The organism is Ochrobactrum sp. RH2CCR150 (assembly GCA_014138095.1).
Lineage (GTDB): Bacteria > Pseudomonadota > Alphaproteobacteria > Rhizobiales > Rhizobiaceae > Brucella > Brucella gambitense.
Genome location: JACGXE010000005.1, coordinates 209,816 through 232,788 on the forward strand (window position 1 = coordinate 209,816; position 22,973 = coordinate 232,788).

Below are 22,973 nucleotides of genomic sequence, written 5' to 3' on the forward strand. Positions count from 1 at the left end.
GATCACGATGGAGACTGATACCGAGGGCAGGGTTAATCCGCCATTAACGGCAAATCAGCTACTCGCAGAATCAACCGGCGGCTTGCGGTCTCGCAAAACCGTTCGGACACTCTATATATCTTAAAAGCGACCGGGGTCGCCTGGAGAAGAACATATGGCAACGAAGGTTAAGGAAAACGAAGAAGCCGAAGTCGAGCGCGAAGGTGCTGCCGACGGTCCGCTTCTCGACCTTTCTGACGATGCTGTCAAGAAGATGATCAAGGTCGCGAAGAAGCGTGGCTATGTGACCATGGACGAGCTGAACGCCGTTCTTCCTTCCGAGGAAGTGACGTCGGAACAGATCGAAGACACCATGGCCATGCTTTCCGACATGGGCATCAACGTCGTTGAAGACGACGAGCAAGACAACGATCGCGAAGAAAACAACAACGACGACGACGCGGAAGAAGGCGGCGATCTGGTCGAGACCAGTGGCACTGCCGTAGCCACCACGACGACCAAGAAAGAGCCGACCGACCGTACCGACGATCCCGTGCGCATGTATCTGCGCGAAATGGGTTCGGTGGAGCTTCTGTCGCGCGAAGGCGAAATCGCCATCGCAAAGCGCATCGAAGCCGGTCGCGAAACGATGATTGCCGGGCTGTGCGAAAGCCCGCTGACCTTCCAGGCCATCATCATCTGGCGCGATCAGCTGAATGAATCCAACATTCTTCTGCGCGAAATCATCGACCTCGAAACCACCTATGCCGGTCCGGAAGCCAAGCAGGCGCCGGTAATCGAGCGCGTGGAAGAAGAACGCCCGCGCGACGACAAGCCTGTGCGCCGTTCGCGTGACGACGACGACATCACCAATGTCGGCGGCGACATGCCGGTGGAAGAGGAAGAAGAGGACGAAGACGAAGCCAACCTGTCGCTGGCGGCTATGGAAGCCGAACTGCGCCCGCAGGTCATGGAAACGCTCGACCTCATCGCCGATACCTACAAGAAGCTGCGCAAGCTGCAGGACCAGCAGGTTGAAGGCCGTCTGGCCGCGACCGGCGAACTCTCCTCCAGCCAGGAGCGCCGCTATAAGGAACTGAAAGACGAGCTGATCACTGCCGTGAAGTCGCTCTCTCTCAATCAGAACCGTATCGAACAGCTGGTCGAACAGCTTTACGATATCAACAAGCGTCTGGTTCAGAACGAAGGCAAGCTTCTGCGTCTGGCTGAATCCTTCGGCGTGCGTCGCGATGAATTCCTCAAGGAATATCAGGGCCACGAACTTGATCCGAACTGGGTTGAGCGCGTCGGTCTGCTGTCGGCTCGCGGCTGGAAGGACTTCGCAACCAAGGAAGTGGGCACGATTGCCCGCCTGCGCAGCGAAATTCAGAACCTCGCCACTGAAACCGCGATTTCGATCGGCGAATTCCGCCGCATCGTCAATCAGGTGCAGAAGGGTGAGCGCGAAGCCAGCATCGCCAAGAAGGAAATGGTCGAGGCCAATCTGCGTCTCGTGATTTCCATCGCCAAGAAATATACGAACCGTGGTCTTCAGTTCCTTGATCTCATTCAGGAAGGCAATATCGGCCTGATGAAGGCGGTGGACAAGTTCGAATACCGTCGCGGTTACAAGTTCTCGACCTATGCAACCTGGTGGATTCGTCAGGCGATCACCCGTTCGATTGCCGATCAGGCGCGCACTATCCGTATTCCGGTGCATATGATTGAAACGATCAACAAGATCGTTCGCACGTCGCGCCAGATGCTGCACGAAATCGGTCGTGAGCCGACGCCGGAAGAACTGGCCGAAAAGCTCGCAATGCCGCTCGAAAAAGTGCGCAAGGTGTTGAAGATCGCCAAGGAGCCGATCTCTCTCGAAACGCCTGTCGGCGATGAGGAAGATTCACATCTGGGCGATTTCATCGAGGACAAGAACGCGCTTCTGCCAATCGACGCCGCCATTCAGGCGAACCTGCGCGATACGACGACCCGTGTTCTGGCGTCGCTGACGCCGCGTGAAGAACGCGTTCTGCGTATGCGCTTCGGTATCGGTATGAACACCGACCACACGCTCGAAGAAGTCGGCCAGCAGTTCTCGGTTACCCGCGAACGTATCCGTCAGATCGAAGCGAAGGCACTGCGCAAGCTCAAGCATCCGAGCCGTTCGCGCAAGCTGCGTTCGTTCCTCGATTCTTAAAAAAAGGGAGCACCATGTCGTTTTTGAAGCGCCTGTTCGGCGGCGGTGGCGAAGCTGCTGAGACATCAGCGGAGCCGAAAGAGGCCGGTCGTACCGAGCACAAGGATTTTCTGATCGTGGCCACGCCTTACAGCGAGGGCGGTCAGTATCAGGTGTGCGGTGTGATCTCCAAAACGATCAATGGTGAGCTGAAGGAATATCGCTTCGTTCGCGCTGACCGTTGCCCCGGCATCGAAGATGCCGCCAGCATTGCGCTGAACAAGGGTCGTCAGATCGTTGACGAACAGGGCGAGCATATCTTCCGTTGATCGTCTGCATTTCAAATGAAAGCGCCGCGCATGAACCCATGCGCGGCGTTTTTTATTGGTTTGTTCGGCTGACCGATCAGTGCGGATGGCACACAAAGGCAACCATTCTGCGCACAATCGGCAAAAGCATCAGCAGAACCGGGAAAGCCACGATCCACGAAACCACCCATGAACTCATCCAGTTGGATGCGAGTTCGGGATGGGCGAAACCGAGACTTTTTGCTGTGGCGATCAGGGAAACCACAAGCGTCATCAGCATTGAAAGAATGAGCGGCATGACGATAGAAGCGTAACGCGCTGGCAGCTTTCTGCGACGCGGTGTGTCAGAATTTGACATGATAGTACCTGAAATTCAGAGCGGAAAGCGGAGCAGAACGATCAGTGCATCGGCGGCCGTTTCCGGTCGGTTGATGCGTTGCCTGACGTTAGACGCTTACGATCATTGGGATGACCCTTGGGACTTAGCCCACGCAGGCGGGGCGTTCAATAGTCAATTAGCAGTACACAATCAGCGGCAGTCAGGGCGGCGATTTGTCCACGCCATTCCCGACATAATTCCGTTATAGGCTCAATCATGACCGATAAACCCTTCTGGAAAGCCAAAAAGCTCAATCAGCTGACCCGCAGCGAGTGGGAAAGCCTGTGCGATGGTTGTGGCCAGTGCTGCCTGCACAAATTGCAGGACGACGACACCAATGAGATTTACTGGACGAGCGTGGCCTGCACATTGCTCAACCCGGAAAGCTGCCAGTGTCGCGATTATCCGAACCGTAAAGCGACGGTGCCGGATTGTGTGTTTCTGACGCCGGAAATCGTCGATGAAGTGGATTGGCTGCCGGTGACCTGCGCCTATCGCCTCGTTGCCGAAGGCTCCGACCTTTACTGGTGGCATCCGCTGGTTTCCGGTTCGCGGGACACTGTGCATGAAGCGGGGATCTCCGTGCGCGGCAAGGTAACTGCCTTCGATCATGACATGGAAGACGAAGAAGATTATCTCGATCACATGGTCATGCCTGAGTGAGCTTAGCTCGATTTATAACATTGCTTAAATTTAATTATTCGGTTCAGAGTGAAAGAAGATCTTTCTATTTCTCTTAATTGTTTGAATTTCATGTCTTTTTTAGAGTGTCTTTCGTGAGCGTCGTCTTTGCTGAATGGCAGATGAACGGCAGCTTTCTTTTTCGTTCATCTTCCAGGGTCTAATGATCGGGTGTCTCAGGCGGAGGGCCTGACACTCAATTGGAAGAGGTTCAACATGTCCGCTATTTCGCTCAAGTCGTTTGCCGTTACCGCTGCACTCGGTCTTGCCGCCGTCTTTACGGTCGGCGCATCGGCGAATGCCGCGTCCCCAATGACGGTACCGGCTGTCAGCACTGCTGCACATGGAGCTGTAGTTAATGTCGACTATCGCGGTCGTCCGCATCATGGACGCCCGGCCTATCGCGGTCCTGCTTGCTCGGTTGAAGCTGCCAAGATGAAGGCAAATCGCATGGGCATTCGCAATGCGCGTGTCGTGTATCGCGGCAAATCCGTTCAGGTGCGCGGCTATCGTCATGGCCGTCCTGGCGGTGTCGTATTCGCCAATGCACGCGGCTGCCCGATCATCCGCTGATCGAACACAATGAACAAAAGCCGGGCTGATCCACTCAGCCCGGCTTTTTCGTGTCTGAAGCAGTGAATAAAAAGGGGCGCAATGCGCCCCTTTTCGCTGGACCGAACCTGCCGTTATTCCTTGATTTCGAATACGACATTGACCGAAACGTTGAAGCTGTTTTCACCAGCTGCGACAGGAACCGAATCCTCCGGAGCCGCGGCAGCCATCGTCTTGAACTGGCCGCGTGCGATTGGCATCGGCATGGGCGGACGGCCCTGTTCGGAGATTTCAATGACACGACCGAGACCGACGCCAGCAGCATCGGCAAGCGTCTTGGCCTTGGCGACAGCGTCGGCCACAGCGCGTTTGCGGGCTTCATTGATGGTCGCGGACGGGTTGTCGTTGACGAAGTTCAGATCGCCACCCTGATTGACGCCCAGCGTGATCGACTGGTCGAGGATTTCGCCAACCTTGGTGAGATCGCGAACGCGCACGGTCAGGCTGTTGGTGACCGCATAGCTCGTGATGTTTGGCTCCTTGAGACCGTTCTTGTCATCAGGGAAGACATAACGCGGCTGAATATTGATGCCGCCGGTCTGGAGATCACGTTCCTCGATGCCCGCCTTTTTCATGGCGTCCAGAACCTTGGTCATGGCTTCGTTATTGGCAGTCATAGCTTCGCGGGCGGTCTGGGCTTCGCGCAGCACGGTGAGATTGAGAATCGCCATGTCGGGTGCGGCGGTGGTGGTGCCTTCACCGGTCACGGCAATGCGCGCAGGCTGTCTCGACATCTGGTTCTCCTGGGCTGCGGCGGGCAGGGCCAGAGCGCCTGCAAGCATGATTGCCGAAAAAGAGGCTGCGATAAGAGTGGTAGCGCGGTTTTTCATGAAATCTCCTGTAGAGAAAGTTGAGGCAGCTTATTGTGAGCGCTCCGGATTTACCGGTTCGCTTTATCGTTGAAATCGTTTGTTTCTTAAGTTCCCTCTCATGCGCGTCGCCATGATATAAGAATAGAAATGCCGGTTTAATGCAACCGAGAGCTTCGATTCCTGACTGTCGTGGCTTCCGACGGCATGCATCGCAATCGAATATGTGCGCATTAGGGCGACTGGCAGATTTGACAGTTGTATCTTCCGTTTCTTTAGGGTAGGTCCAGTGTTGCGTGGGGCCTGTAGCTCAATTGGTTAGAGCCGGCGGCTCATAACCGCTTGGTTGGGGGTTCGAGTCCCTCCGGGCCCACCATTTCCTTTAAAAGCAAAGACTTGCAAAACAGCCTTCGTGTTCCGAAGGCTGGGCATTTTGCCGTCTGCGCAGGCCTCACCTCAACGCAGTCATCTTTCGCGGATCATATTTATGGCGCGCGCTATAGGGTTGCTCGTGCATCGCCTTGCCGCGCGGGCAATGCAGATTCAGCCTCTCAAATTTTCAACAAATTTTTAGGCGTTTGTTAAGAAAATAGTAACGCAATGTTATAATTTTTAAATATGCGTGATTTTGTAATATTATGGAGGTTTTGGGCGATGAGGAAAAATGCAACCACCGTTGCGTTAGCGCTGGCAGGGTTGGTGGCGAGTTCTCTCGTGGCTACGGCAAAGACGAATTATATCGGAGAATTCAGGGATTGGGGTGTTTATCAAAACACGGATCTTCCCGGTAACAAATGCTATGCTTTGACGGTTCCGATTAAATTTCACCCCGTAGATGTCAGGCACGGCGATAATTTCATTATTATTTCCAAGGCAAGCGGACAGTACAGTCCACAGCTTGTCATGGGCTATGATCTCAAGTCGGACAAGGCCGTGAATGTCATGGTGGATGGCACTGCGTTTCCATTCTTCAGCGAAGGCAATCGCGCCTGGGCGGAGAATGTCGCCGATGAAACACGGATCATGCGGGCAATGCGTGCGGGCAAGACGCTCAATGTGCAGGCGGTTTCAGCGCGTGGGACACAGACGCGCTATACATTCTCGCTGATCGGGCTGTCAGCATCGCTCCAGCGCGTGGATGGCTGCTGATACAGCCACCAGAAAGAAAGACCCCGCCATTGGGCGGGGCCTTGGGACTGTGGCATTAGAGGCCGAGGAACTTGAACGGCTCGGTTTCCTTGAACTGATCATTGGCCATGCCGGAGAATGTATGGGTCTGGTCGGGGCCGAGATCGAGCTTCTTCACCTTGCCGGTTTCGGGTGAAAAATCGATCTTGTTCAGGTCCATCCAGAATGTGTTCGGCGTCAGTGCGGATTCGAAGAAATAGAGTTTGCGCTTGTGGTCGGCCACCGTGCGCCAGCGCGTCGATGAAATATTGGGCTGATCCGGCGTGCTGATGCCGAACGGCACCGAGACATTTCGAATCACGCTGAAGACGCTGGCGATGGTCTTGACCGGATCTTCTGTTTTTGGAATGGCATCGACGTAGAATGAAGCGCGGGCAAAGCGGTCAGCGGCGCGATTGGTGCCGGGCAGCATGACCGTGCCGCCGATGTCCTTCCAATAGGCGTTCAGCGCAAGCTGCTGGTCGAAGGTCGGCGAATTGGTCATCACCGGATATTGCTTGCCGTGATGGATAACCTGCTTGCCATCGATATATTCGATGATGGCGCTGTCGCCGCTGGAATCAGACATTGCGAGATGCAGCGTGGCGAGGCGATCTTCGCCCGGCACCTTATCCGTCACCACATTGAAGGGGTTGTCGCTCAGCGCTTTGACGGCTTCATCGACGGTCGCGAAATTGTCGAGGACATATTGCGCCCAGGCGGCGATGCTCAGGCTTGGGTGCTTTTCATCGAAGGGCGGATATTCCGATTCCACCAACCAGAGCACGCTTGCCGAAAGCCCGGCTTCATTGAGGCCATCGGTGGTCGAAATATCGTAGCCAGAGGCGATAACGCTGCCATATTTGGATTGCCACTGGGCGGAGTTTGGTCCCGCTTCGCCGGAACGCTTCATGCCACGTGGAAAAATCCACAGATTGGTCGCTACGTCGACTTTCCAGTCCATCGAACGGGCCGTGATGATCTGGTCACTGGCGCCGTGATAGACGAGGCGCGTGCAGGCCTCGGCGACAGGAGCAGCAATCATGCTGCCTGCTACAAGCATTGCCGTGCAAGTAGCAGCAAAAGAACGTTTCAATATCGTCATGGATGGCCCCTGTTGTGACTTCGTTTCAATGCAGGATCGGAACGGATCGGCGTGCAACGCCCCGTAGCGCGATATAGGGCATGGGGTGGAGAAGAAAAGCGGATGCGTGACGCGTTCCGCGTGTTTGAACTAGTGATGGCCCGTATTATCGCCGGGCTTGCGATTGACGCCCTGAAGGATGACCTCCAGAAGCCAAGGCTTTTTTTCAATGACCTCGGTCAGGTCGTTGGCGCCAATGCAAAAACCAGCTTCCCTGAGCATGGTGTCCGCGGCTGCGCCTGAACCGTTCGTCTTTTCGAGGGACAGATGGTGTGCGCGACGCAGCAGCATTTCCGCCGGTGTAAAGCCGCCTTCCGCGAGGCTTTTTTCTATCCGGCGCTGAAGCTCTTCTGGAAGAAGCATAGTGCGATGGTCCTCATTGATATTCGGTGTGGTTCGAAGCGGCTTGCTTCAAAGAGATCTAAGTCCGACGCCCCACCCGTCACTATAGATAGGCCTATTGAACAATTTGAGAATATGAAAAGCGAAATTGCCGGGTCTCTCCTCGCAGAATGCATTTCCACGCACATGAACAAAATTTTGCCTTTGTTTCCCTTGTTTGGGGATTTGTCGGCTCTTACATAGGGTTAAAGCCTGAACGGGGAACGGCGTCGCTTTTTGTCGATGTCGGGAGAGGGCTTCGTTGAGAGATGAACAATTTAACGGTTTGCAATGGCCACCCTACGTTATTTTATATGGCCCATGATTTTTACAGTCGTGGGTCTCGCGGCTGCCGTCTGGCTCGGATACGAGATGACCGGCACCTTTGGGGGAATGGTCTCCGTCTTCATCATCTGCGCTGTCTTGAGCGTTCTTGAGATATCGCTCTCATTCGACAATGCGATTGTGAATGCGCGCATTCTGCGTGACATGACACCCGAATGGCAGCATCGCTTCCTGACATGGGGCATCATCATCGCCGTTTTCGGCATGCGTATCATTTTCCCGTTGGCTATCGTCGCGGTCGCCATGTGGACCGATCCGATTTCAGCGCTCAAACTCGCCATCTGGCACCCGAATGAATATGCTCAGGTCATTGCCGAATCCCATACGGGTATCGCGGCTTTCGGCGGTACATTCCTGCTGATGGTCGGCATGAAATATTTCTTCGACGTCGAGAAGGATGTGCACTGGATCAAGGCAATCGAAAGCCGCATGTCCAAATTCGCGTCCGTGCAGGGTGTGGAAATCGGCGTGGCCATCGCGCTTATCCTGTTCTTCTCCTACCAGCTCGATGCGGTTCACGCGCATACATTCCTGGTTGCTGGCCTGTTCGGTCTTCTGACCTTTCTGGCGGTTGAAGGTCTGGGCGAAGTGCTGGATGCCACACAGGAGCAGATGGACATGGTCCATCGCGGCGGTCTGGGCGCTTTCATCTATCTCGAAGTGCTTGATGCAAGCTTCTCGTTCGACGGCGTTATCGGCGCTTTCGCGCTGACGACGAACCTCTTCATCATCGCGATTGGCCTTGGCATCGGCGCCTTTTATGTGCGCTCGCTTACAATCATGCTGGTTGAACGCAAGACACTTGGCCAATACCGCTATCTGGAACATGGCGCGTTTTACGCCATCATGGTTCTGGCGGTGGTCATGTATGTGCAGACGCTGGTTCACATACCGGAAGTCATTACCGGCCTGATCGGCGCGGTTCTGATCGGTCTCTCCTTCATGTCGTCGCTGCGCTATAACCGGCTTAATCCGGACTGGCAGGATGAAAGCGAAGAGGCCACTGGCCATTGAGCTTCGATACCAATGATTAGAATGGGCGGCTTCAAGCCGCCCTTTTTGTTTGCGTTCCGGATCGGGCCGGGCAAGCCATAATCGTCGACCCGCTTGACCGAATCGCCAGAATTGATGAGCCTGAGCACTGCGCTCACTATGCGCTTAACGTGCTGTGGTCAGTCCGGGGGAACTGTGAGGTCGGTCGGCTGCGGTCAAACTGAAGGGGACAATCATGGTCGTTACCCGTTTGAGTAAGACCGCTTTTGTAGCGGCAATCGCTTTCTTTGCAACGCTGGTGGCCTTCGGCAACATCACCGATTACGGCACCAATTTCGCGTTCGTCCAGCATGTGCTGATGATGGACACGATCTTTCCCGATGCATCTATCAAATATCGCGCCATCGATAATCCAACCCTGCATCATGCGGGTTACATTCTGATCATTGCCGCTGAAACGCTGACTGCCATCCTGTGCTGGATCGGCACCTTCGCGATGCTGGGGCGGCTGACGGATCGCGCTGCCAGCTTCAACCGTTCCAAGAAATGGGCCATTGCCGGGCTTTCACTTGGCTTTCTGGTCTGGCAGGTCGGCTTTATCTCGATGGGCGGCGAGTGGTTCGGCATGTGGATGTCACAGACGTGGAATGGCATCGAATCGGCCTTCCGCTTCTTCATCACCATCATTGCCGTGCTGATCTACGTGGTCATGCCCGATGGAGAGTTAGAGTAAATGTGCGGCTAAAGCAGGCTCGTCGATCAGTTCGACGCCAGCCTGCTTCATCTTTTCCAGCATTTGGCTCATGGAGCCGTTGAGGTCGATGCCGCGGCAGGCATCGAGCCGCACGCGCACCTGAAAACCTTGCGCAACCGCGTCGAGCGCGGAATAAGCGACGCAGAAATCGGTTGCGAGACCAGCCAGCGTCAGCGACCCAATGCTGCGTTCGCGTAAATATCCGCCAAGGCCGGTCGGCGTTTCACGGTCGTTTTCGAAAAAGGCGGAATAGCTGTCGATACCGAAACGGAAGCCTTTGCGGATCACCAGTTGCGCCCGTGTCCATTGCAGGGCGGGGTGAAAATCCGCGCCGTGGCTGCCTTGCACGCAATGATCCGGCCAGAGCGTTTGCGGCCCGTAGGGCATCTCGACCATCTCAAAAGGGGCCTTGCCCGGATGCGTGCTGGCGAAGCTTGAATGACCCGCCGGATGCCAATCCTGTGTCAGAATGACGTGTTCGCTTTCGTCGATCAGACGATTGACGGCAGGCAGGATTTCGTCGCCGTGCGCGACGGCCAGTGCTCCGCCGGGGCAAAAGTCGTTCTGGACATCGACGACAATAAGGGCATGACCGATCATGAGCGCTCCTGCTTCATTTCCAGCTTTTTCACAGCGACTATAATCAGCCCGTTTTCTCGAAACCAGCGAATATGCACGTTCTGGTATAACATGGATAAGGGTGCTAGGGACCGCGCTTGGCAGTGACAATAAAGGCAGGGATCACCATGACAGACGAAATCACGCGCGACAGCAACGGCACGCAATTGAATGACGGCGATTCCGTCACGCTGATCAAGGATCTGAAGGTCAAGGGAACCTCGACCACGCTGAAGCGCGGCACGATGGTCAAGGGCATCCGCCTGACGGGAAACCCCGCCGAAGTCGATTGCAGCACCAAACAGGTCAAGGGCCTCGTACTGAGGACCGAGTTCCTGAAGAAAGCTTGATTTAGGCGTCGATCTCCACACGACCGCGCGGACGGCTGCAACAGGCGAGAATGTAGCCTTCCGCGATTTCGTCATCGCGTATGCCGCCATTGTGGTTCATTTCGGTCTCACCGCCGAGGCACTTCACCTTGCATGTGCCGCAAATGCCGAACTCGCAGGCGCTCGGTATTTTCAGGCCGCCATTGCGGGCTGCAAGCAGGATCGTATCGTTCTCGGTGCATTCGACTTCGATGCCCGACAGGCTGAAGACGACACTGGCTGCGGCCACCGCAGGCGCTGCCGGTGCGACAGCAGCAGCGGCAGGCGAGGCGGGCGCCAATGCACTTGGCACAGGCACCGACGAAATCTCGCTCGCGGGCTGGAAGCTTTCCTGATGATAATTGGCCATGTCGAAGCCGGATTGTTCCAGCAATCCGCGCACGCCGTTCATGAACGGCTCTGGGCCGCAGCAGAACACCTTGCGATGCTGGAAATCCGGCGCCAGCAATTCAAGCCGCGCCCGGTCTATGCGCCCGTGCAGGCCCGGCCAGACGTGGCGGGCCGAGGATTGCTCGACGACGAAGGCCAGCCGCATTGCGTCCATACGGCCGGATAGCAGTTCCAGTTCCTTGCGGAAGATGATGTCGTCCGGTGTGCGGGCACAATTGATGAAGGCAATGTCGGTTCCCGGTGCGCAGTCAAACAGCCAGCGGGTCATGGAAACCATCGGCGTAATACCGGAACCAGCCGAGATGAACAGGTATTTTTCACTCGGATGATTGGCGAGCGAAAAGTCGCCATTCGGGCCGTAGGCCTTGATCTTCATCGGCGGGCGCAGATTGTCGAGCATCCAGCGCGTGCCGATGCTGTCCTTCTGTGCCTTCACGGTCACCGAAATATGGTAGGGCCGCGACGGCGTGGACGACAGCGTATAGGTTCTGAGCACAGGGCCGAGACCGTCCGCTCGCTCCAGCGGCAGTTCCAGCGTGACGAACTGGCCCGGCGTATAGCGGAACCAGTTGCCTTCCTCGGTCTTGAACGAGAAGGTCATGACATCTGGCGCTTCTTCGATGGCCGAAATGCATTCCAGCATTTGCAGCCTGTCGTTCCACGGCAGCATCTCATCCAGATATTTCAGAGGCTGCATGGCCTTCTCGCTTGTCTATTCATATCAAAACGGGACAGGCCGGACTTGATCCCGGCCTGCGGCTTGGTTCGTTCAGCGGGCCTTGATCAGGCCACGCGGCTCAGCTTGGCCGCTTCACCACGCAGGCGCGGCGTGATCGTATTGGTGTACCATTCGAGGAACTGCATCACGCCGCCTTCATGCTCGACCGAATAAGGGCCGGGCTGATAGGCGGGCGAGCGGATGCCAACTGCATTTTCCTCGACAATCTGTCGATCCTGATCGTTTGTCTGTATCCACACATGGGTCAGTTCGTCCAGATCGTAATCGACGCCTTCGACCGCATCCTTGTGCACCAGCCATTTGGTGGTGACGAGGGTTTCTTCAGCACTGATCGGCATGACGCGGAAGGAAATGGCGTGATCGGCCATCAGGTGGTTCCACGTGACCGGATAGTTGAAAAGCAGCATCGCGCCAATATTGGTATCGCCTGCAACCTGTTCGCTGAGCGGCTTCTTGACTGCGGCCTTGCCCGACATGGTGTAGCTCACCGCATCGCGCAGAAGCGGAATGCGGGTGATGCGATAGCGACCATCTTCGGACATTTTAAATTCCGCCGGCAGACCGGCGCTGGCGCAATTCTTCCAGAGCTGGTTGATTTCCGGGTCTTCCATGACACCCTGCACGCCGGTTGCCGATGGCGCTTCGGGGTAGGTGCGGCAGAGTTCCGGATGGTTGGCGGCGCAGTGATAGCACTCGCGATTGTTTTCCCAGACCAGCTTCCAGTTGCCCTTTTCGATGATCGAGCTTTCGAAAGCGACCTTGGCGTCCTTGATATTATGCGGCGCGAGATAGGGCTCGACCAGATTGCGGAAGGCGGCGAAATCCGGCGCTTCGTCGGCGACGCAGATATAGATATAGCCTGCAACCGTCTCGCAATGCACCTGCTTCAGGCCGTACTCGGCAGGCTTGAAATCCGGGCCGACCTGACGCGCGAACAGCAGGCGACCATCAAGCTCATAGGTCCACTGGTGATAGGGGCAGACGAGCTTGGCTGCCGTGCCTTTTTCGGCGGAACAGATGCGCGAGCCGCGATGGCGGCAGGAATTGTGGAAGGCGCGAATACCGCCCTGCGCGTCGCGCACGATGACGACCGGATAAGCGCCGACCTGCACGGTCATGTAGGAGCCGGTCTTCGGCAGTTCGCAATCATGGCCGACAAACAGCCAGTCGCGATAGAAGATGTTTTCCAGATCCAGCTTGTAGTAATCGGGATCGGTGTAAAACTTCTGCTCCAGGCTGAAATTGGGGTCGCGCCCGGTCAAAAGCCCCAGCATTTCGTTGCGAACGTCCATCATCACGACCCTTGCTTCATCTTCGTTAGGATCGGCATTTGCTGTTCTCCCAGCGACCTTGGCCTGATCCGGTGTTCCCTTTGTCTTCCAGAAGCACGGCTTTTGCCGTTACATCAATGGCTTGTCTGTTCCCGCTTCGGGGGCCGGACTGGCTTCTGTTGTCATGATTCAATCACTGAAATGTTCTAAACGCGCATTGGGATGCGACATGGATTTCGCGTAAAGACGACACGCCAAAATGTCGCTTTTGCGGCAAAGCGTGTGACAGCAAATATGCGTGACAGCTGGCTGCAAAGCATTTCCGGGATTGCCAACTGGTGGGAAAGATAGTTACCACACCAACCAGACAGAATTTGTTTCATTCCGTGGGAGGTCCAGAGGCCATGAAGCGTTCAGAAATCAACGAGATTATCCGCGAAAGCGATGCGTTTATTCGCTCATTTGGCTATATCATGCCGCCCTTCGCTTACTGGACCCCGGAAGAACTCAAGCAGCGGACTGGCAGCGACGCCGCAGCCATCCGCGATGCGCGTCTGGGCTGGGACATTACGGATTACGGTCAGGGCAAGTTTAAGGACCTCGGCCTTTTCCTGTTTACGACACGCAACGGCAATGCTGATGACCTCAAGCGCGGCGGCGGCATGCTTTATGCCGAAAAGATCATGATCTCGCGCGAGAACCAGTTGTCGCCAATGCATCGCCATGTGGTGAAGGCCGAAGACATCATCAATCGCGGTGGCGGCACGCTGGTGCTGGAACTGTTCAACTCGCGCCCCGATGGCAGCGTCTGTGAACAGTCCGATGTCACTGTCGCAACCGATGGCCGTCTCGTGACGCAAAAGGCCGGTGCTCATCTGAAACTGAGCCCAGGTGAAAGCGTGACACTTCTGCCCGGCAACTGGCATGCCTTCTGGGGCGAGGGCGGAGACGTGCTGATCGGCGAAGTCTCGACCGTTAATGACGATCTCACCGACAATATTTTCCGCGAGCCGATTGGCCGCTTTTCGAACATTGAAGAAAACGAGAAGCCGCTGCATTTGCTCGTATCTGATTATGACAAGTGGCTCTAAGCCAAACTGAAGGACTGAACATATGAAGCTGGCGATGATCGGTACGGGCTATGTGGGTCTGGTTTCGGGCGTGTGTTTTGCCGAATTTGGCTTTCACGTCACCTGTGTCGACAAGAACCCGTCGATCATCGAACGGCTTGAGGCGGGCAAGGTCACGATTTTCGAGCCGGGTCTCGATGAACTGCTGACCCGCAATATTCGTGACGGACGGCTGGACTTCAGCACTGATCTTGCATCAAGTGTTGCCGATGCGGATGTGATTTTCATTGCTGTCGGCACGCCGTCCCGGCGCGGCGATGGCGAGGCCGACCTTCAATATATCGAAGCGGCAGCCGATGAAATTGCTGCGGCGATGAAGCCGGGCGCTGTGGTTGTCATCAAGTCCACGGTCGTCGTCGGCACAAATGCGCGCATCCGCGACCGCATTGCCGCAGCGCGCCCGGGGGTCGCCTTCTCCATGGTTTCCAACCCTGAATTCCTGCGCGAAGGCTCGGCCATCGAGGATTTCATGCGGCCGGACCGCGTTGTGGTCGGCGTAGAGGACGAGAGCGGCAAAGCTGCGATGCAACGTCTCTATCGTCCGCTCTATCTGCGTGAAACGCCGATGGTCGTGACATCGCTTGAAAATGCCGAGATCATCAAATACGCAGCCAATGCCTTTCTTGCCATGAAGGTAACCTTCATCAATCAGGTCGCGGATCTGTGCGAGAAGACTGGCGGCAACGTGCAGGAAGTCGCGCGCGCCATCGGTATGGATAACCGCATTGGTTCGAAATTCCTGCATGCTGGCCCGGGCTTTGGCGGCTCTTGCTTCCCGAAGGATACACGCGCCTTTGCCGCGACCGGCAAGCGTTACGACGCCCCGCAGTCGCTGATCGAGGAAGTGATTTCCATCAACGAAATGCGCAAGCAGTCGATGGCGGAACGCATCGTTTCTGCTGCGAAGGAAAGCGGCGCAAAGACAGTCGCGGTGCTTGGTATCGCGTTCAAGCCGAATACCGATGATATTCGCGAGTCTCCGGCACTGGACATCGTGACCGCGATCCAGAAGGCCGGGATTTCAGTGCGCGCACACGATCCGGAAGCCATGGATGCAGCCAAGGCTGTTCTGCCGGGTGTGATCTGGTGCAGTTCGGCCTATGAGGCGGCGGAGGGTGCCGGCGTGGTCGCGCTTCTGACCGAATGGAACGCCTATCGGGCGCTTGATCTCAAACGCGTTGCAAAAGCGATGGCTGGAAAAGTTCTGATCGACCTGCGCAATGTCTACAAGGCCGAAGATATCGCAGGCACAGGCCTCGATTATCGTTCAGTGGGCCGTACAGTAAAGGTCTGATTGTCGGATAGGTTTTTAGAAAATGAGTGCGTCAGGACGGAACAGTTCTGACGCACTTTTTTGATCTGCTACTGGCAGCGCTTTATTCGCTCGCCGTGATCTGCTTCTTCTCATTGGCGATAAGCCAGAGATTGCGGACATAAACAACGAGACCAAGACCCTGTCCTGCGATGAAGACCGGGTCCTTGCGCTGTATTGCATAGATCAGCAGCAATGCGCCGCCAAACAGCGAGAAGAACCAGAATGCCACCGGCATGACGCTTTTCTTGGCCTTCTCAGATGCCAGCCACTGCACGACAAAACGCATGGTGAAGCAGGCCTGTGCGATGAAGCCAAGCACGATCCAGCCATCCCACTGAGCGACGAAGACTTCGTGCAGCCAATGCGACAGGCTGTTGAAAATATCAGTCATGGGTAATCTCCGTCACGCGCGGCACCACCTTGCGGCGCTTGCGCAGCCACCAGACGCCGTAAAGATCGAGAATGCCGCGCAGTCCGCGATCGAGAATGCCGTAATTGGATTTGCCGTGGCGGCGTTCGCGGTCGACCACATCCACATGCACGACATCGAAACCTTCGCGCAGCGCCAGCGATGGCAAATAGCGGTGCCAGCCGTCGAAGAAGGGCAGCTGACGGAACAGATCCGTGTGCAACGCCTTGAGGCCGCAACCGGAATCGCGCGTCTTGTCCTTCAGGATAGCGCCACGCAGATTATTGGCGAAGCGCGACGACAATTGCTTCAGCTTGGTATCCGTGCGCTTCAGGCGCTGGCCGGCGGCAATGCCATAACCTTCGCCAGCTTCGACGAGCGCGTCGACCAGCATTGGCAGATAGGCTGGATCGTTCTGGCCGTCGCCATCCATCGTCACTACAATATTGCCGTGCGCGGCAAAAACACCGGAACGCACCGCCGCGCTCTGGCCGGATGAGCGGTCATGGCGCAAATGGCGCAGCGGCTTGCCTGCATGGATGCGTCGGGCAATCACGTCGCTTGTCGAGTCCGTCGAGCCGTCATCGACGACAATCACTTCATAGGCGCGACCCTGCATCGCGGAATCCACTTCATCCAGCAAAAAGGCCAGATTGTCCGCCTCGTTACGGCAGGGGATGACAACAGAGATTGTCGGTGTTTCCACGCAGAGTGTTCCTTCGTTCCTTGCGCTATTCTTCAAGCGCAGGCTCCATTTTCGATGTCTGGGGGCCCGATATCGCGCAAGCCGCGGCTAGTTTTTTCAGCATCGGCTTTTCCCGAAACCGATAATCACTTTCGGGGCCGATGCTCTAGCACTGAATACCCGACGAAGCCAAGATGCTTCAAGAAATCGTGAGCCAAGCCAAATAGAAGAGAATACCGGCGTTTCTTAGCCGGACTTCGACGGAGACGGAAGGGTCTCCGCCAGCCAATCCAGAAATTTCTGCGTCACTTCGTTTCGATTTATGTCGTTGAGGCTTTCATGACGTGTTTCAGCCAGGATGAGGCAGGTCACTCGCGTGAACCCCATGCGCCGCATGCGTTCTGCCAGCCGGGAGACGGCAGCACCTTTGGCAGTAGCTGGATCTTCGCTGCCGCCGACCAGATGAAAGGGCAGGCTGCGCGGGATATTGCTGAAGTTGCGATCATCCGCACCGCGCGCAGTCATGTGCACGAGATCGAGCCATAGCGATACGGTGGCGTCGAAGCCGCAGAGTGGATCGGCGACATAGGCATCGACCTCCGCCGGGTCGCGCGACAGCCAGTCGAAGGGCGTGCGATGACCGGGTATGGCGCGGCCCCAGGCGCGGAAGGTTAGTTTCGGCAGAAGGCTGCTTGGAACATCTGAGCCTTTCAACATGCGCTCTATATAAAGAAGTGCTGCAGCGGCTTTGGCTTCAAGCCCGCCGTCGAAATTGGCATTCCAGATTGCAGCGGCGTCCACCGTGTCGGCATGGTCCAGCACATAGTTCAGGGTAATCAGTCCACCCATCGAATGCCCGAACACGACCACCGGCAAGCCGGGATGCTCAAGGTGAATGTGGCGGTTCAGTGCTAGAACATCGTTGATGGCCACATCATGGCCTTGCTTTTGTGAAAACATTCCTCTCGGCGCATGAGCGCCAATATTCACGCCATGGCCACGGTGGTCATGCGCATAGACGTGATAGCCAGCGTCTGCGAGCGCTTTGGCAAACCGGCCATAGCGCGCGGAATGTTCCGCAAGGCCGTGGCAGATTTGAACGACCGCCCGTGGCGCATCGGCAAGCGCGCTTCGAAACGGCAGTTGCGTCGCGTCGGACAGGGAGATGTGATGAACGGTTTCAAACGACATTTCGCCATCTGATTTTATGCCGCGCAAATAGTCAATTCCCCCGTTGAGCGCGGCATTAAAAGAGGCATGACAACGTTGTATGAGCGAATTTTAGGCAAAAGCGTTTTTTGTGCAAATTCTGCTTGAAATGCGTGAAAAGCTGGGCAAATCTACGCTCAACGGGGAAATACAGGGGCTTTGACGGACATAAAGGGCGTCATTTAGAGAAATCCAAGCCATCATTTGCAGGCCGTCCGATGAAAGGGAGGAAACTTTCGCGGACGGTGGCCAGAGGGGAAACCGGGTGACGGAAATATCCGCGCCCGGTTTCATTCTTTTAAGCCCCATTTTTCAAGCGCGTGCTTCTTCGAACAATGTCTTGCCCGTCATTTTTGTTTTACGCGATGGCGTTTGCGTCTGCTCTTTATTTGGCCTACATACGCCTCAGCAATTTCCGCGCGGTTCGGCTTCGTATGAACCCGCCGCGCTTTCCAACCCGTGGAGACGACGCGCTTTATGGCACGCCAATTCATTTATCATATGTCCGGCCTGAACAAGGCTTACGGAGCCAAGAAGGTTATCGAAAACCTTCACCTGTCATTCTATCCAGATGCGAAGATCGGTATTCTCGGCCCCAACGGTGCCGGTAAGTCGACGATCCTCAAGATCATGGCCGGTCTCGACAAGGAATATACCGGCGAAGCCTGGCTTGCAGACGGCGCTACGTGCGGTTATCTCGCACAGGAACCGCATCTCGATCCAGACAAGACTGTGCTCGGCAACGTGATGGAAGGTGTGGCAGCAAAGACCGCCATTCTCGACCGTTACAACGAACTGATGATGAACTATTCTGATGAAACCGCCGACGAAGGCGCGGCGCTTCAGGATGTCATCGACAGCCAGAACCTCTGGGATCTGGAAAGCCAGGTTGAAATGGCGATGGAAGCGTTGCGCTGCCCGCCAGCCGATGCCGATGTCACCAAGCTTTCGGGCGGTGAGCGTCGTCGCGTTGCACTTTGCAAGCTGCTGCTGTCGAAGCCTGACCTGCTGCTGCTCGACGAACCGACCAACCACCTTGACGCTGAAACCACGGCATGGCTGGAAAAGCATCTGCGCGAATATCAGGGCGCTGTCCTGCTTATCACGCACGATCGCTACTTCCTCGACAATGTGACCGGCTGGATTCTCGAACTCGACCGTGGTCGTGGCATTCCTTACGAAGGCAACTACTCGGCTTATCTTGAAGCCAAGGCCAAGCGCATGATTCAGGAAGGACGTGAAGAAGATTCGCGTCAGAAAGCTCTTGAGCGTGAGCGCCAGTGGATTGCCGCAAGCCCGAAGGCACGTCAGGCCAAGTCGAAAGCCCGTATCAAGGCTTACGATCAGCTGGTCGAAGCTGCGGAAAATCAGCGTCCTGGCGATGCCCAGATTCTGATCCCGGCAGGTGAGCGTCTCGGCCAGGTGGTTATTGAAGCTGAAGGTCTGACCAAGTCGTTTGGCGACCGCATGCTGATCGAAAACCTGACCTTCAAGCTGCCTCCGGGCGGTATCGTTGGTGTTATCGGCCCGAACGGCGCCGGTAAGTCGACGCTGTTCAAGATGATCACTGGTCAGGAAAAGCCGGATTCCGGTTCGATCCGCATCGGTGATACTGTGCATCTTGGCTACGTCGATCAGAGCCGCGATCACCTTGATCCGAACAAGAATGTCTGGGAAGAAATTTCCGGTGGCAACGACATCATCAAGCTCGGCAAGTTTGAAATGAACTCGCGCGCTTATTGCGGTGCGTTCAACTTCAAGGGCGGCGATCAGCAGGCCAAGGTTGGTAACCTTTCCGGTGGTCAGCGCAACCGCGTGCATCTTGCCAAAATGTTGCAGGCAGGCGGCAACGTTCTGCTCCTCGACGAACCGACCAACGATCTTGATACGGAAACGCTGGCAGCGCTTGAAGATGCGCTCGAAAAATATGCTGGCTGCGCTGTTATCATCTCCCACGATCGTATGTTCCTCGATCGTCTGGCGACGCATATCCTCGCTTTCGAAGGCGACAGCCATGTTGAATGGTTCGAAGGCAACTTCGAAGATTATGAGGCTGACAAGGTCCGTCGTCTCGGACCGGAAAGCGTCAACCCGAAGCGGGTGACCTACAAGCCGCTTACCCGATAATGACTTCCAAGGCCGGTGCATCGCACCGGCCTTTTCATTTGATGAAAGGAAAGACGATGAAAGACTGGTCCGCAAAACAGTATCTGAAGTTTGAAGATGAACGCAGCCGCCCGGCGCGCGATCTTCTGGCGCAGATACCCCTGACAGCGCCGCGCAAGGTGGTTGATATTGGCTGTGGACCCGGCAATTCAACCGAGCTTCTTGTGGAACGCTGGCCGGATGCTCAGATCTCGGGCTTCGATACATCGCCAGATATGATCGACAAGGCGAAGACCCGATTGCCGGATGTGGAGTTCTTCATCAGCGATGCCGCCAGTTTCGAGCCGGATACCGAAACCGACGTGTTGTTCTCCAACGCCGTCTTCCAGTGGTTGCCTGATCATATCGAGCAATTGCAGCGGCTTTTGTCCTTGATGCAGTCGGGTGCATTTTTGGCGATCCAGATGCCGGATAATATGGGCGAGCAAACCCATGTCGGGATGCGTGATGTTGCCAAGACCGCGCCTTTTGCCGCCAAGATCGGCAAGACGGGCAGGGGCGTGTTGCCGCCGGTCGCCACCTATTACAACGCGTTTGCGGCCGATGCGGCACGGATCGATATCTGGCACACGATCTACAATCACCCGCTCGCAGGCGTCGATGCCATTGTGGAATGGGTCAAGGGCACGGGCCTTCGGCCGTTCCTCGACCCGCTGGACGCGGATGAGCAGGTGGCCTATCTCGCAGCCTACAAAGAGCGCATCGCGCCCCATTATCCGACGACTCGCGACGGCAAGGTGCTGCTTCGATTCCCGCGCATCTTCATGGTTGTTCAGAAGCGATAATCATGCCGAAACCGGTCACTACACGGGGATGTGATTAATGCTCTCCGTGTCGATGGCTGCGTTGATCCAGGATTTTTGCAATTATTTCAAAGAACTGCGATGGGCGGTGGCAGATGAATTGTCATCGCCCGCTTTGCCATGCGCCACGGGTCAATAGATTGCATGCAAACGATTTTGCACCTATGGTCTGGTCGCATTCTGGACCTGCGCTAATTTAGCGAGCATCCTTATAACGTTGCGTCATCCAACATTATCGCTGTCGTTCGATGTGGGTAGCAGAATCCGCTTTTGGGAGTTTTTAACATGAGCAATGCAGGAACGCATGAGGATGCCAATGGCGAGATCGAAGCGGTGCATGACGCCCACGATACGCGCCGTCGTGTCTATGCGATTGTGGCCAGCGCCTCGGGCAATCTGGTCGAATGGTATGATTTCTACGTTTATTCGTTTGGTGCGCTTTACTTCGCATCGCAGTTTTTCCCGGCCGAGGATCAGACCAGCCAGCTTTTGAATGCAGCTGCGATTTTCGCGGCTGGCTTTTTGATGCGTCCGATCGGCGGCTGGTTGTTCGGCCGTATCGCCGACAAGCTGGGCCGTCGCACATCGATGCTGATTTCCGTCACCATGATGTGTTTTGGCTCGTTTGCCATCGCTATTCTGCCGACCTACGCATCGATTGGCGTGCTGGCTCCTGTGCTGCTGCTGATCGTGCGTCTGTTGCAGGGCCTTTCGGTGGGCGGCGAATATGGCACGACAGCGACCTATATGAGTGAAGTGGCGCTCGCTGGGCGTCGCGGCTTCTTCTCGTCGTTTCAGTATGTCACGCTGATCGGCGGCCAGCTTCTGGCCGTTCTGGTGATCGTGGTTCTCCAGTTCCTGCTCACATCCGAGCAGCTTCACGCCTGGGGCTGGCGCATCCCGTTTGCAATCGGCGGTCTTGCGGCCATCGTAGCGCTCTTTCTGCGCCGCACGCTGCATGAAACCACCACGGAAGAAACCCGTAACAGCAAGGCTGCAGGCAGCTTTGCCACCATCTGGAAGCATCACCGCAAGGCGTTTCTGGTGGTTGTCGGCTTCACGGCAGGCGGTTCGCTCGCCTTCTATACCTTCACCACCTATATGCAGAAATATCTGGTCAATACCGCCGGTATGAGCAAGGAAACCGCCAGCGAAACGATGACCTTCGTGCTGCTGGCCTATATGCTCATGCAGCCTCTATTTGGCGCGCTGTCCGACAAGATCGGTCGCAAGACCATGATGATCGGCTTTGGCGGTATTTCGATCCTCACGACCATCCCGCTGATGACGCTGATCGGCTCGGTGCAAAGCTCGACCATGGCCTTCATCTATATCGTGATCGCGCTGGCCGTGGTGAGCATGTACACCTCCATCAGCGGCATCGTGAAGGCCGAGCTTTTCCCGGCGGAAGTGCGTGCACTGGGCGTCGGTTTCTCCTACGCTATCGCCAATGCGATCTTTGGTGGCACGGCGGAATATGTCGCGCTGTGGTTCAAGCAGCAGGGCATGGAAAGCGGCTTCTTCTGGTACGTGACCATCATGATGGTCATCGTGTTTGCGGTCAGCATCTTTATGCCGAACCCGCGCAAGCACGGCTATCTCCAGGGGCATGGGTCTGTCGATTAAACGGCCCTAAGCCTCTACGATCAAACGCCGCCTCCGGGCGGCGTTTTCACATCTCCACCGCTTCGTCGTCTTCCGGCGACAAAAGCCGCGTTGCACGCCATTCCGTCAGCTTTGAATTGATAGCATCTAGCACGAAGAAGCGGGCGGATTCCTTGTCGTATCCGTCATCGCGCAACGTATCGTAATCCGTATGGGCATGGCGCACATGCGCCACCGTGGCAAGCCACACCGCTGTGGATGGCGGCAGTGTCTTCATATGCGGGGCGAGAGCCGCCGCTCTGATTGGCTCGGAATCTGAATAGGGAACCGCCGGAAGCAGCAATGTGAGCGATTTGGCGATTGCCTTCTGACGCATAGTGCTCGCACGCATGGCGCTTTCCTTTCCTGCATTCACTGTGAACGAATCCCCAGCTCGATTCATTCTGCCATGAAAAGCGCTTGCATAGGAATGCCTTTCCATATAAACATATCTTTATATGTTTTTAGGCGCAATGT

General features: G+C 56.0%; 24 protein-coding genes and 1 tRNA gene. 14 read left to right on the forward strand and 11 right to left on the reverse strand.

The genetic code is table 11. From position 1 onward, the window contains the following. Positions 1-154: 154 nt before the first annotated feature. Together rpoD and FHW03_RS12995 are read left to right on the forward strand one after the other, a co-directional pair. A complete protein-coding gene (gene rpoD, locus FHW03_RS12990) occupies positions 155-2,176 on the forward strand; it encodes an RNA polymerase sigma factor RpoD (protein ID WP_182521014.1) in 2,022 nt (673 codons plus the stop codon). A gap of 14 nt (positions 2,177-2,190) precedes the next feature. Further along, entirely contained in the window at positions 2,191-2,484 is a 294-nt protein-coding gene (locus FHW03_RS12995) for an HlyU family transcriptional regulator (RefSeq protein ID WP_182521015.1), read from the forward strand. Positions 2,485-2,560: 76 nt separating this feature from the next. Here the strand turns inward: FHW03_RS12995 and FHW03_RS13000 are convergent, their stop codons facing one another. Next, on the reverse strand, positions 2,561-2,821 hold the full coding sequence (locus tag FHW03_RS13000; protein WP_182521016.1) for a DUF2798 domain-containing protein: 261 nt from the start codon (positions 2,819-2,821) through the stop codon (positions 2,561-2,563). Between the two features lie 237 nt (positions 2,822-3,058). Between FHW03_RS13000 and FHW03_RS13005 the strand changes: the two genes are divergently transcribed. Further along, a complete protein-coding gene (locus tag FHW03_RS13005) occupies positions 3,059-3,505 on the forward strand; it encodes a YcgN family cysteine cluster protein (protein WP_182521017.1) in 447 nt (148 codons plus the stop codon). 234 nt (positions 3,506-3,739) lie between these two features. Beyond that, positions 3,740-4,096, forward strand: coding sequence for an antifreeze protein (locus tag FHW03_RS13010; protein WP_182521018.1), 357 nt, complete (start codon positions 3,740-3,742; stop codon positions 4,094-4,096). 113 nt (positions 4,097-4,209) lie between these two features. On the opposite strand, the gene FHW03_RS13015 is transcribed toward FHW03_RS13010, so the two are convergent. After that, positions 4,210-4,965, reverse strand: coding sequence for an SIMPL domain-containing protein (locus tag FHW03_RS13015; RefSeq protein ID WP_182521019.1), 756 nt, complete (start codon positions 4,963-4,965; stop codon positions 4,210-4,212). 278 nt (positions 4,966-5,243) lie between these two features. Here FHW03_RS13015 and FHW03_RS13020 point away from each other — a divergent pair. After that, a tRNA-Ile gene (locus tag FHW03_RS13020) sits at positions 5,244-5,320 on the forward strand. 278 nt (positions 5,321-5,598) lie between these two features. Then, the gene (locus FHW03_RS13025; RefSeq protein ID WP_182521020.1) at positions 5,599-6,093 is read left to right on the forward strand and encodes an invasion associated locus B family protein; all 495 of its coding nucleotides are present in this window, start codon (positions 5,599-5,601) and stop codon (positions 6,091-6,093) included. Positions 6,094-6,148: 55 nt separating this feature from the next. Here FHW03_RS13025 and FHW03_RS13030 read toward each other — a convergent pair whose 3' ends face one another. Both FHW03_RS13030 and FHW03_RS13035 read right to left on the reverse strand, forming a co-directional pair. Continuing rightward, positions 6,149-7,216, reverse strand: coding sequence for a linear amide C-N hydrolase (locus FHW03_RS13030; RefSeq protein WP_182521021.1), 1,068 nt, complete (start codon positions 7,214-7,216; stop codon positions 6,149-6,151). 129 nt (positions 7,217-7,345) lie between these two features. Then, a complete protein-coding gene (locus FHW03_RS13035; protein ID WP_182521022.1) occupies positions 7,346-7,618 on the reverse strand; it encodes a hypothetical protein in 273 nt (90 codons plus the stop codon). A gap of 309 nt (positions 7,619-7,927) precedes the next feature. On the opposite strand from FHW03_RS13035, the gene FHW03_RS13040 reads away from it, so the two are divergent. Together FHW03_RS13040 and FHW03_RS13045 are read left to right on the forward strand one after the other, a co-directional pair. Next, positions 7,928-8,995, forward strand: a complete 1,068-nt coding sequence (locus FHW03_RS13040) for a DUF475 domain-containing protein (RefSeq protein WP_182521023.1) — start codon at positions 7,928-7,930, stop codon at positions 8,993-8,995. A gap of 214 nt (positions 8,996-9,209) precedes the next feature. Then, positions 9,210-9,707, forward strand: a complete 498-nt coding sequence (locus FHW03_RS13045; RefSeq protein WP_151589319.1) for a DUF2165 family protein — start codon at positions 9,210-9,212, stop codon at positions 9,705-9,707. Here FHW03_RS13045 and pncA read toward each other — a convergent pair. Further along, the gene (gene pncA, locus FHW03_RS13050) at positions 9,699-10,328 is read right to left on the reverse strand and encodes a bifunctional nicotinamidase/pyrazinamidase (RefSeq protein ID WP_182521024.1); all 630 of its coding nucleotides are present in this window, start codon (positions 10,326-10,328) and stop codon (positions 9,699-9,701) included. The genes FHW03_RS13045 and pncA overlap by 9 nt on opposite strands. A gap of 146 nt (positions 10,329-10,474) precedes the next feature. Between pncA and FHW03_RS13055 the strand changes: the two genes are divergently transcribed. Further along, complete coding sequence (locus FHW03_RS13055) at positions 10,475-10,696, forward strand: alkylphosphonate utilization protein (RefSeq protein ID WP_121536434.1); 222 nt, start codon at positions 10,475-10,477, stop codon at positions 10,694-10,696. Position 10,697: 1 nt separating this feature from the next. On the opposite strand, the gene FHW03_RS13060 is transcribed toward FHW03_RS13055, so the two are convergent. Together FHW03_RS13060 and FHW03_RS13065 are read right to left on the reverse strand one after the other, a co-directional pair. Continuing rightward, on the reverse strand, positions 10,698-11,822 hold the full coding sequence (locus tag FHW03_RS13060; RefSeq protein WP_182521025.1) for a hybrid-cluster NAD(P)-dependent oxidoreductase: 1,125 nt from the start codon (positions 11,820-11,822) through the stop codon (positions 10,698-10,700). A gap of 86 nt (positions 11,823-11,908) precedes the next feature. Continuing rightward, positions 11,909-13,156: an aromatic ring-hydroxylating dioxygenase subunit alpha gene (locus tag FHW03_RS13065; protein ID WP_182521185.1), complete on the reverse strand. Its 1,248-nt coding sequence runs from the start codon at positions 13,154-13,156 to the stop codon at positions 11,909-11,911. 383 nt (positions 13,157-13,539) lie between these two features. On the opposite strand from FHW03_RS13065, the gene FHW03_RS13070 reads away from it, so the two are divergent. Then, entirely contained in the window at positions 13,540-14,226 is a 687-nt protein-coding gene (locus tag FHW03_RS13070; RefSeq protein ID WP_182521026.1) for a D-lyxose/D-mannose family sugar isomerase, read from the forward strand. Positions 14,227-14,248: 22 nt separating this feature from the next. After that, entirely contained in the window at positions 14,249-15,559 is a 1,311-nt protein-coding gene (locus FHW03_RS13075) for a UDP-glucose/GDP-mannose dehydrogenase family protein (RefSeq protein WP_182521027.1), read from the forward strand. A gap of 82 nt (positions 15,560-15,641) precedes the next feature. Here the strand turns inward: FHW03_RS13075 and FHW03_RS13080 are convergent, their stop codons facing one another. The 3 genes from FHW03_RS13080 to FHW03_RS13090 all read right to left on the reverse strand — a co-directional run bounded on the left by FHW03_RS13080 (position 15,642) and on the right by FHW03_RS13090 (position 17,865). Further along, on the reverse strand, positions 15,642-15,971 hold the full coding sequence (locus tag FHW03_RS13080; RefSeq protein ID WP_078338680.1) for a lipid-A-disaccharide synthase N-terminal domain-containing protein: 330 nt from the start codon (positions 15,969-15,971) through the stop codon (positions 15,642-15,644). Beyond that, entirely contained in the window at positions 15,964-16,695 is a 732-nt protein-coding gene (locus FHW03_RS13085; RefSeq protein ID WP_182521028.1) for a glycosyltransferase family 2 protein, read from the reverse strand. Before FHW03_RS13085 ends, FHW03_RS13080 begins: the two co-directional genes overlap by 8 nt. Before the next feature lie 225 nt (positions 16,696-16,920). Continuing rightward, a complete protein-coding gene (locus FHW03_RS13090; RefSeq protein WP_182521029.1) occupies positions 16,921-17,865 on the reverse strand; it encodes an alpha/beta hydrolase in 945 nt (314 codons plus the stop codon). A gap of 495 nt (positions 17,866-18,360) precedes the next feature. Here FHW03_RS13090 and ettA point away from each other — a divergent pair, with 495 nt between their 5' ends. The 3 genes from ettA to FHW03_RS13105 all read left to right on the forward strand — a co-directional run bounded on the left by ettA (position 18,361) and on the right by FHW03_RS13105 (position 22,478). Further along, positions 18,361-20,010: an energy-dependent translational throttle protein EttA gene (gene ettA, locus FHW03_RS13095; RefSeq protein ID WP_182521030.1), complete on the forward strand. Its 1,650-nt coding sequence runs from the start codon at positions 18,361-18,363 to the stop codon at positions 20,008-20,010. 56 nt (positions 20,011-20,066) lie between these two features. Beyond that, positions 20,067-20,834 carry a trans-aconitate 2-methyltransferase gene (gene tam / locus FHW03_RS13100; RefSeq protein ID WP_182521031.1) on the forward strand — a complete coding sequence of 256 codons (768 nt, stop codon included), beginning with the start codon at positions 20,067-20,069 and terminating at the stop codon, positions 20,832-20,834. Between the two features lie 303 nt (positions 20,835-21,137). Then, entirely contained in the window at positions 21,138-22,478 is a 1,341-nt protein-coding gene (locus FHW03_RS13105; RefSeq protein WP_182521032.1) for an MFS family transporter, read from the forward strand. A 46-nt stretch (positions 22,479-22,524) separates the two neighbouring features. On the opposite strand, the gene FHW03_RS13110 is transcribed toward FHW03_RS13105, so the two are convergent. Then, positions 22,525-22,848 (reverse strand): DUF2293 domain-containing protein, encoded by a 324-nt coding sequence (locus FHW03_RS13110; protein WP_182521033.1) that lies wholly within the window; start codon positions 22,846-22,848, stop codon positions 22,525-22,527. Positions 22,849-22,973: the final 125 nt, after the last annotated feature.

Coding starts and splice junctions, on each gene's coding strand:
- rpoD (WP_182521014.1), top strand. CDS start 155: ATGGCAACGAAGGTTAAGGAAAACGAAGAAGCCGAAGTCGAGCGCGAA.
- FHW03_RS12995 (WP_182521015.1), top strand. CDS start 2,191: ATGTCGTTTTTGAAGCGCCTGTTCGGCGGCGGTGGCGAAGCTGCTGAG.
- FHW03_RS13000 (WP_182521016.1), bottom strand. CDS start 2,821: ATGTCAAATTCTGACACACCGCGTCGCAGAAAGCTGCCAGCGCGTTAC.
- FHW03_RS13005 (WP_182521017.1), top strand. CDS start 3,059: ATGACCGATAAACCCTTCTGGAAAGCCAAAAAGCTCAATCAGCTGACC.
- FHW03_RS13010 (WP_182521018.1), top strand. CDS start 3,740: ATGTCCGCTATTTCGCTCAAGTCGTTTGCCGTTACCGCTGCACTCGGT.
- FHW03_RS13015 (WP_182521019.1), bottom strand. CDS start 4,965: ATGAAAAACCGCGCTACCACTCTTATCGCAGCCTCTTTTTCGGCAATC.
- FHW03_RS13025 (WP_182521020.1), top strand. CDS start 5,599: ATGAGGAAAAATGCAACCACCGTTGCGTTAGCGCTGGCAGGGTTGGTG.
- FHW03_RS13030 (WP_182521021.1), bottom strand. CDS start 7,216: ATGACGATATTGAAACGTTCTTTTGCTGCTACTTGCACGGCAATGCTT.
- FHW03_RS13035 (WP_182521022.1), bottom strand. CDS start 7,618: ATGCTTCTTCCAGAAGAGCTTCAGCGCCGGATAGAAAAAAGCCTCGCG.
- FHW03_RS13040 (WP_182521023.1), top strand. CDS start 7,928: ATGGCCACCCTACGTTATTTTATATGGCCCATGATTTTTACAGTCGTG.
- FHW03_RS13045 (WP_151589319.1), top strand. CDS start 9,210: ATGGTCGTTACCCGTTTGAGTAAGACCGCTTTTGTAGCGGCAATCGCT.
- pncA (WP_182521024.1), bottom strand. CDS start 10,328: ATGATCGGTCATGCCCTTATTGTCGTCGATGTCCAGAACGACTTTTGC.
- FHW03_RS13055 (WP_121536434.1), top strand. CDS start 10,475: ATGACAGACGAAATCACGCGCGACAGCAACGGCACGCAATTGAATGAC.
- FHW03_RS13060 (WP_182521025.1), bottom strand. CDS start 11,822: ATGCAGCCTCTGAAATATCTGGATGAGATGCTGCCGTGGAACGACAGG.
- FHW03_RS13065 (WP_182521185.1), bottom strand. CDS start 13,156: ATGGACGTTCGCAACGAAATGCTGGGGCTTTTGACCGGGCGCGACCCC.
- FHW03_RS13070 (WP_182521026.1), top strand. CDS start 13,540: ATGAAGCGTTCAGAAATCAACGAGATTATCCGCGAAAGCGATGCGTTT.
- FHW03_RS13075 (WP_182521027.1), top strand. CDS start 14,249: ATGAAGCTGGCGATGATCGGTACGGGCTATGTGGGTCTGGTTTCGGGC.
- FHW03_RS13080 (WP_078338680.1), bottom strand. CDS start 15,971: ATGACTGATATTTTCAACAGCCTGTCGCATTGGCTGCACGAAGTCTTC.
- FHW03_RS13090 (WP_182521029.1), bottom strand. CDS start 17,865: ATGTCGTTTGAAACCGTTCATCACATCTCCCTGTCCGACGCGACGCAA.
- ettA (WP_182521030.1), top strand. CDS start 18,361: ATGGCACGCCAATTCATTTATCATATGTCCGGCCTGAACAAGGCTTAC.
- tam (WP_182521031.1), top strand. CDS start 20,067: ATGAAAGACTGGTCCGCAAAACAGTATCTGAAGTTTGAAGATGAACGC.
- FHW03_RS13105 (WP_182521032.1), top strand. CDS start 21,138: ATGAGCAATGCAGGAACGCATGAGGATGCCAATGGCGAGATCGAAGCG.
- FHW03_RS13110 (WP_182521033.1), bottom strand. CDS start 22,848: ATGCGTGCGAGCACTATGCGTCAGAAGGCAATCGCCAAATCGCTCACA.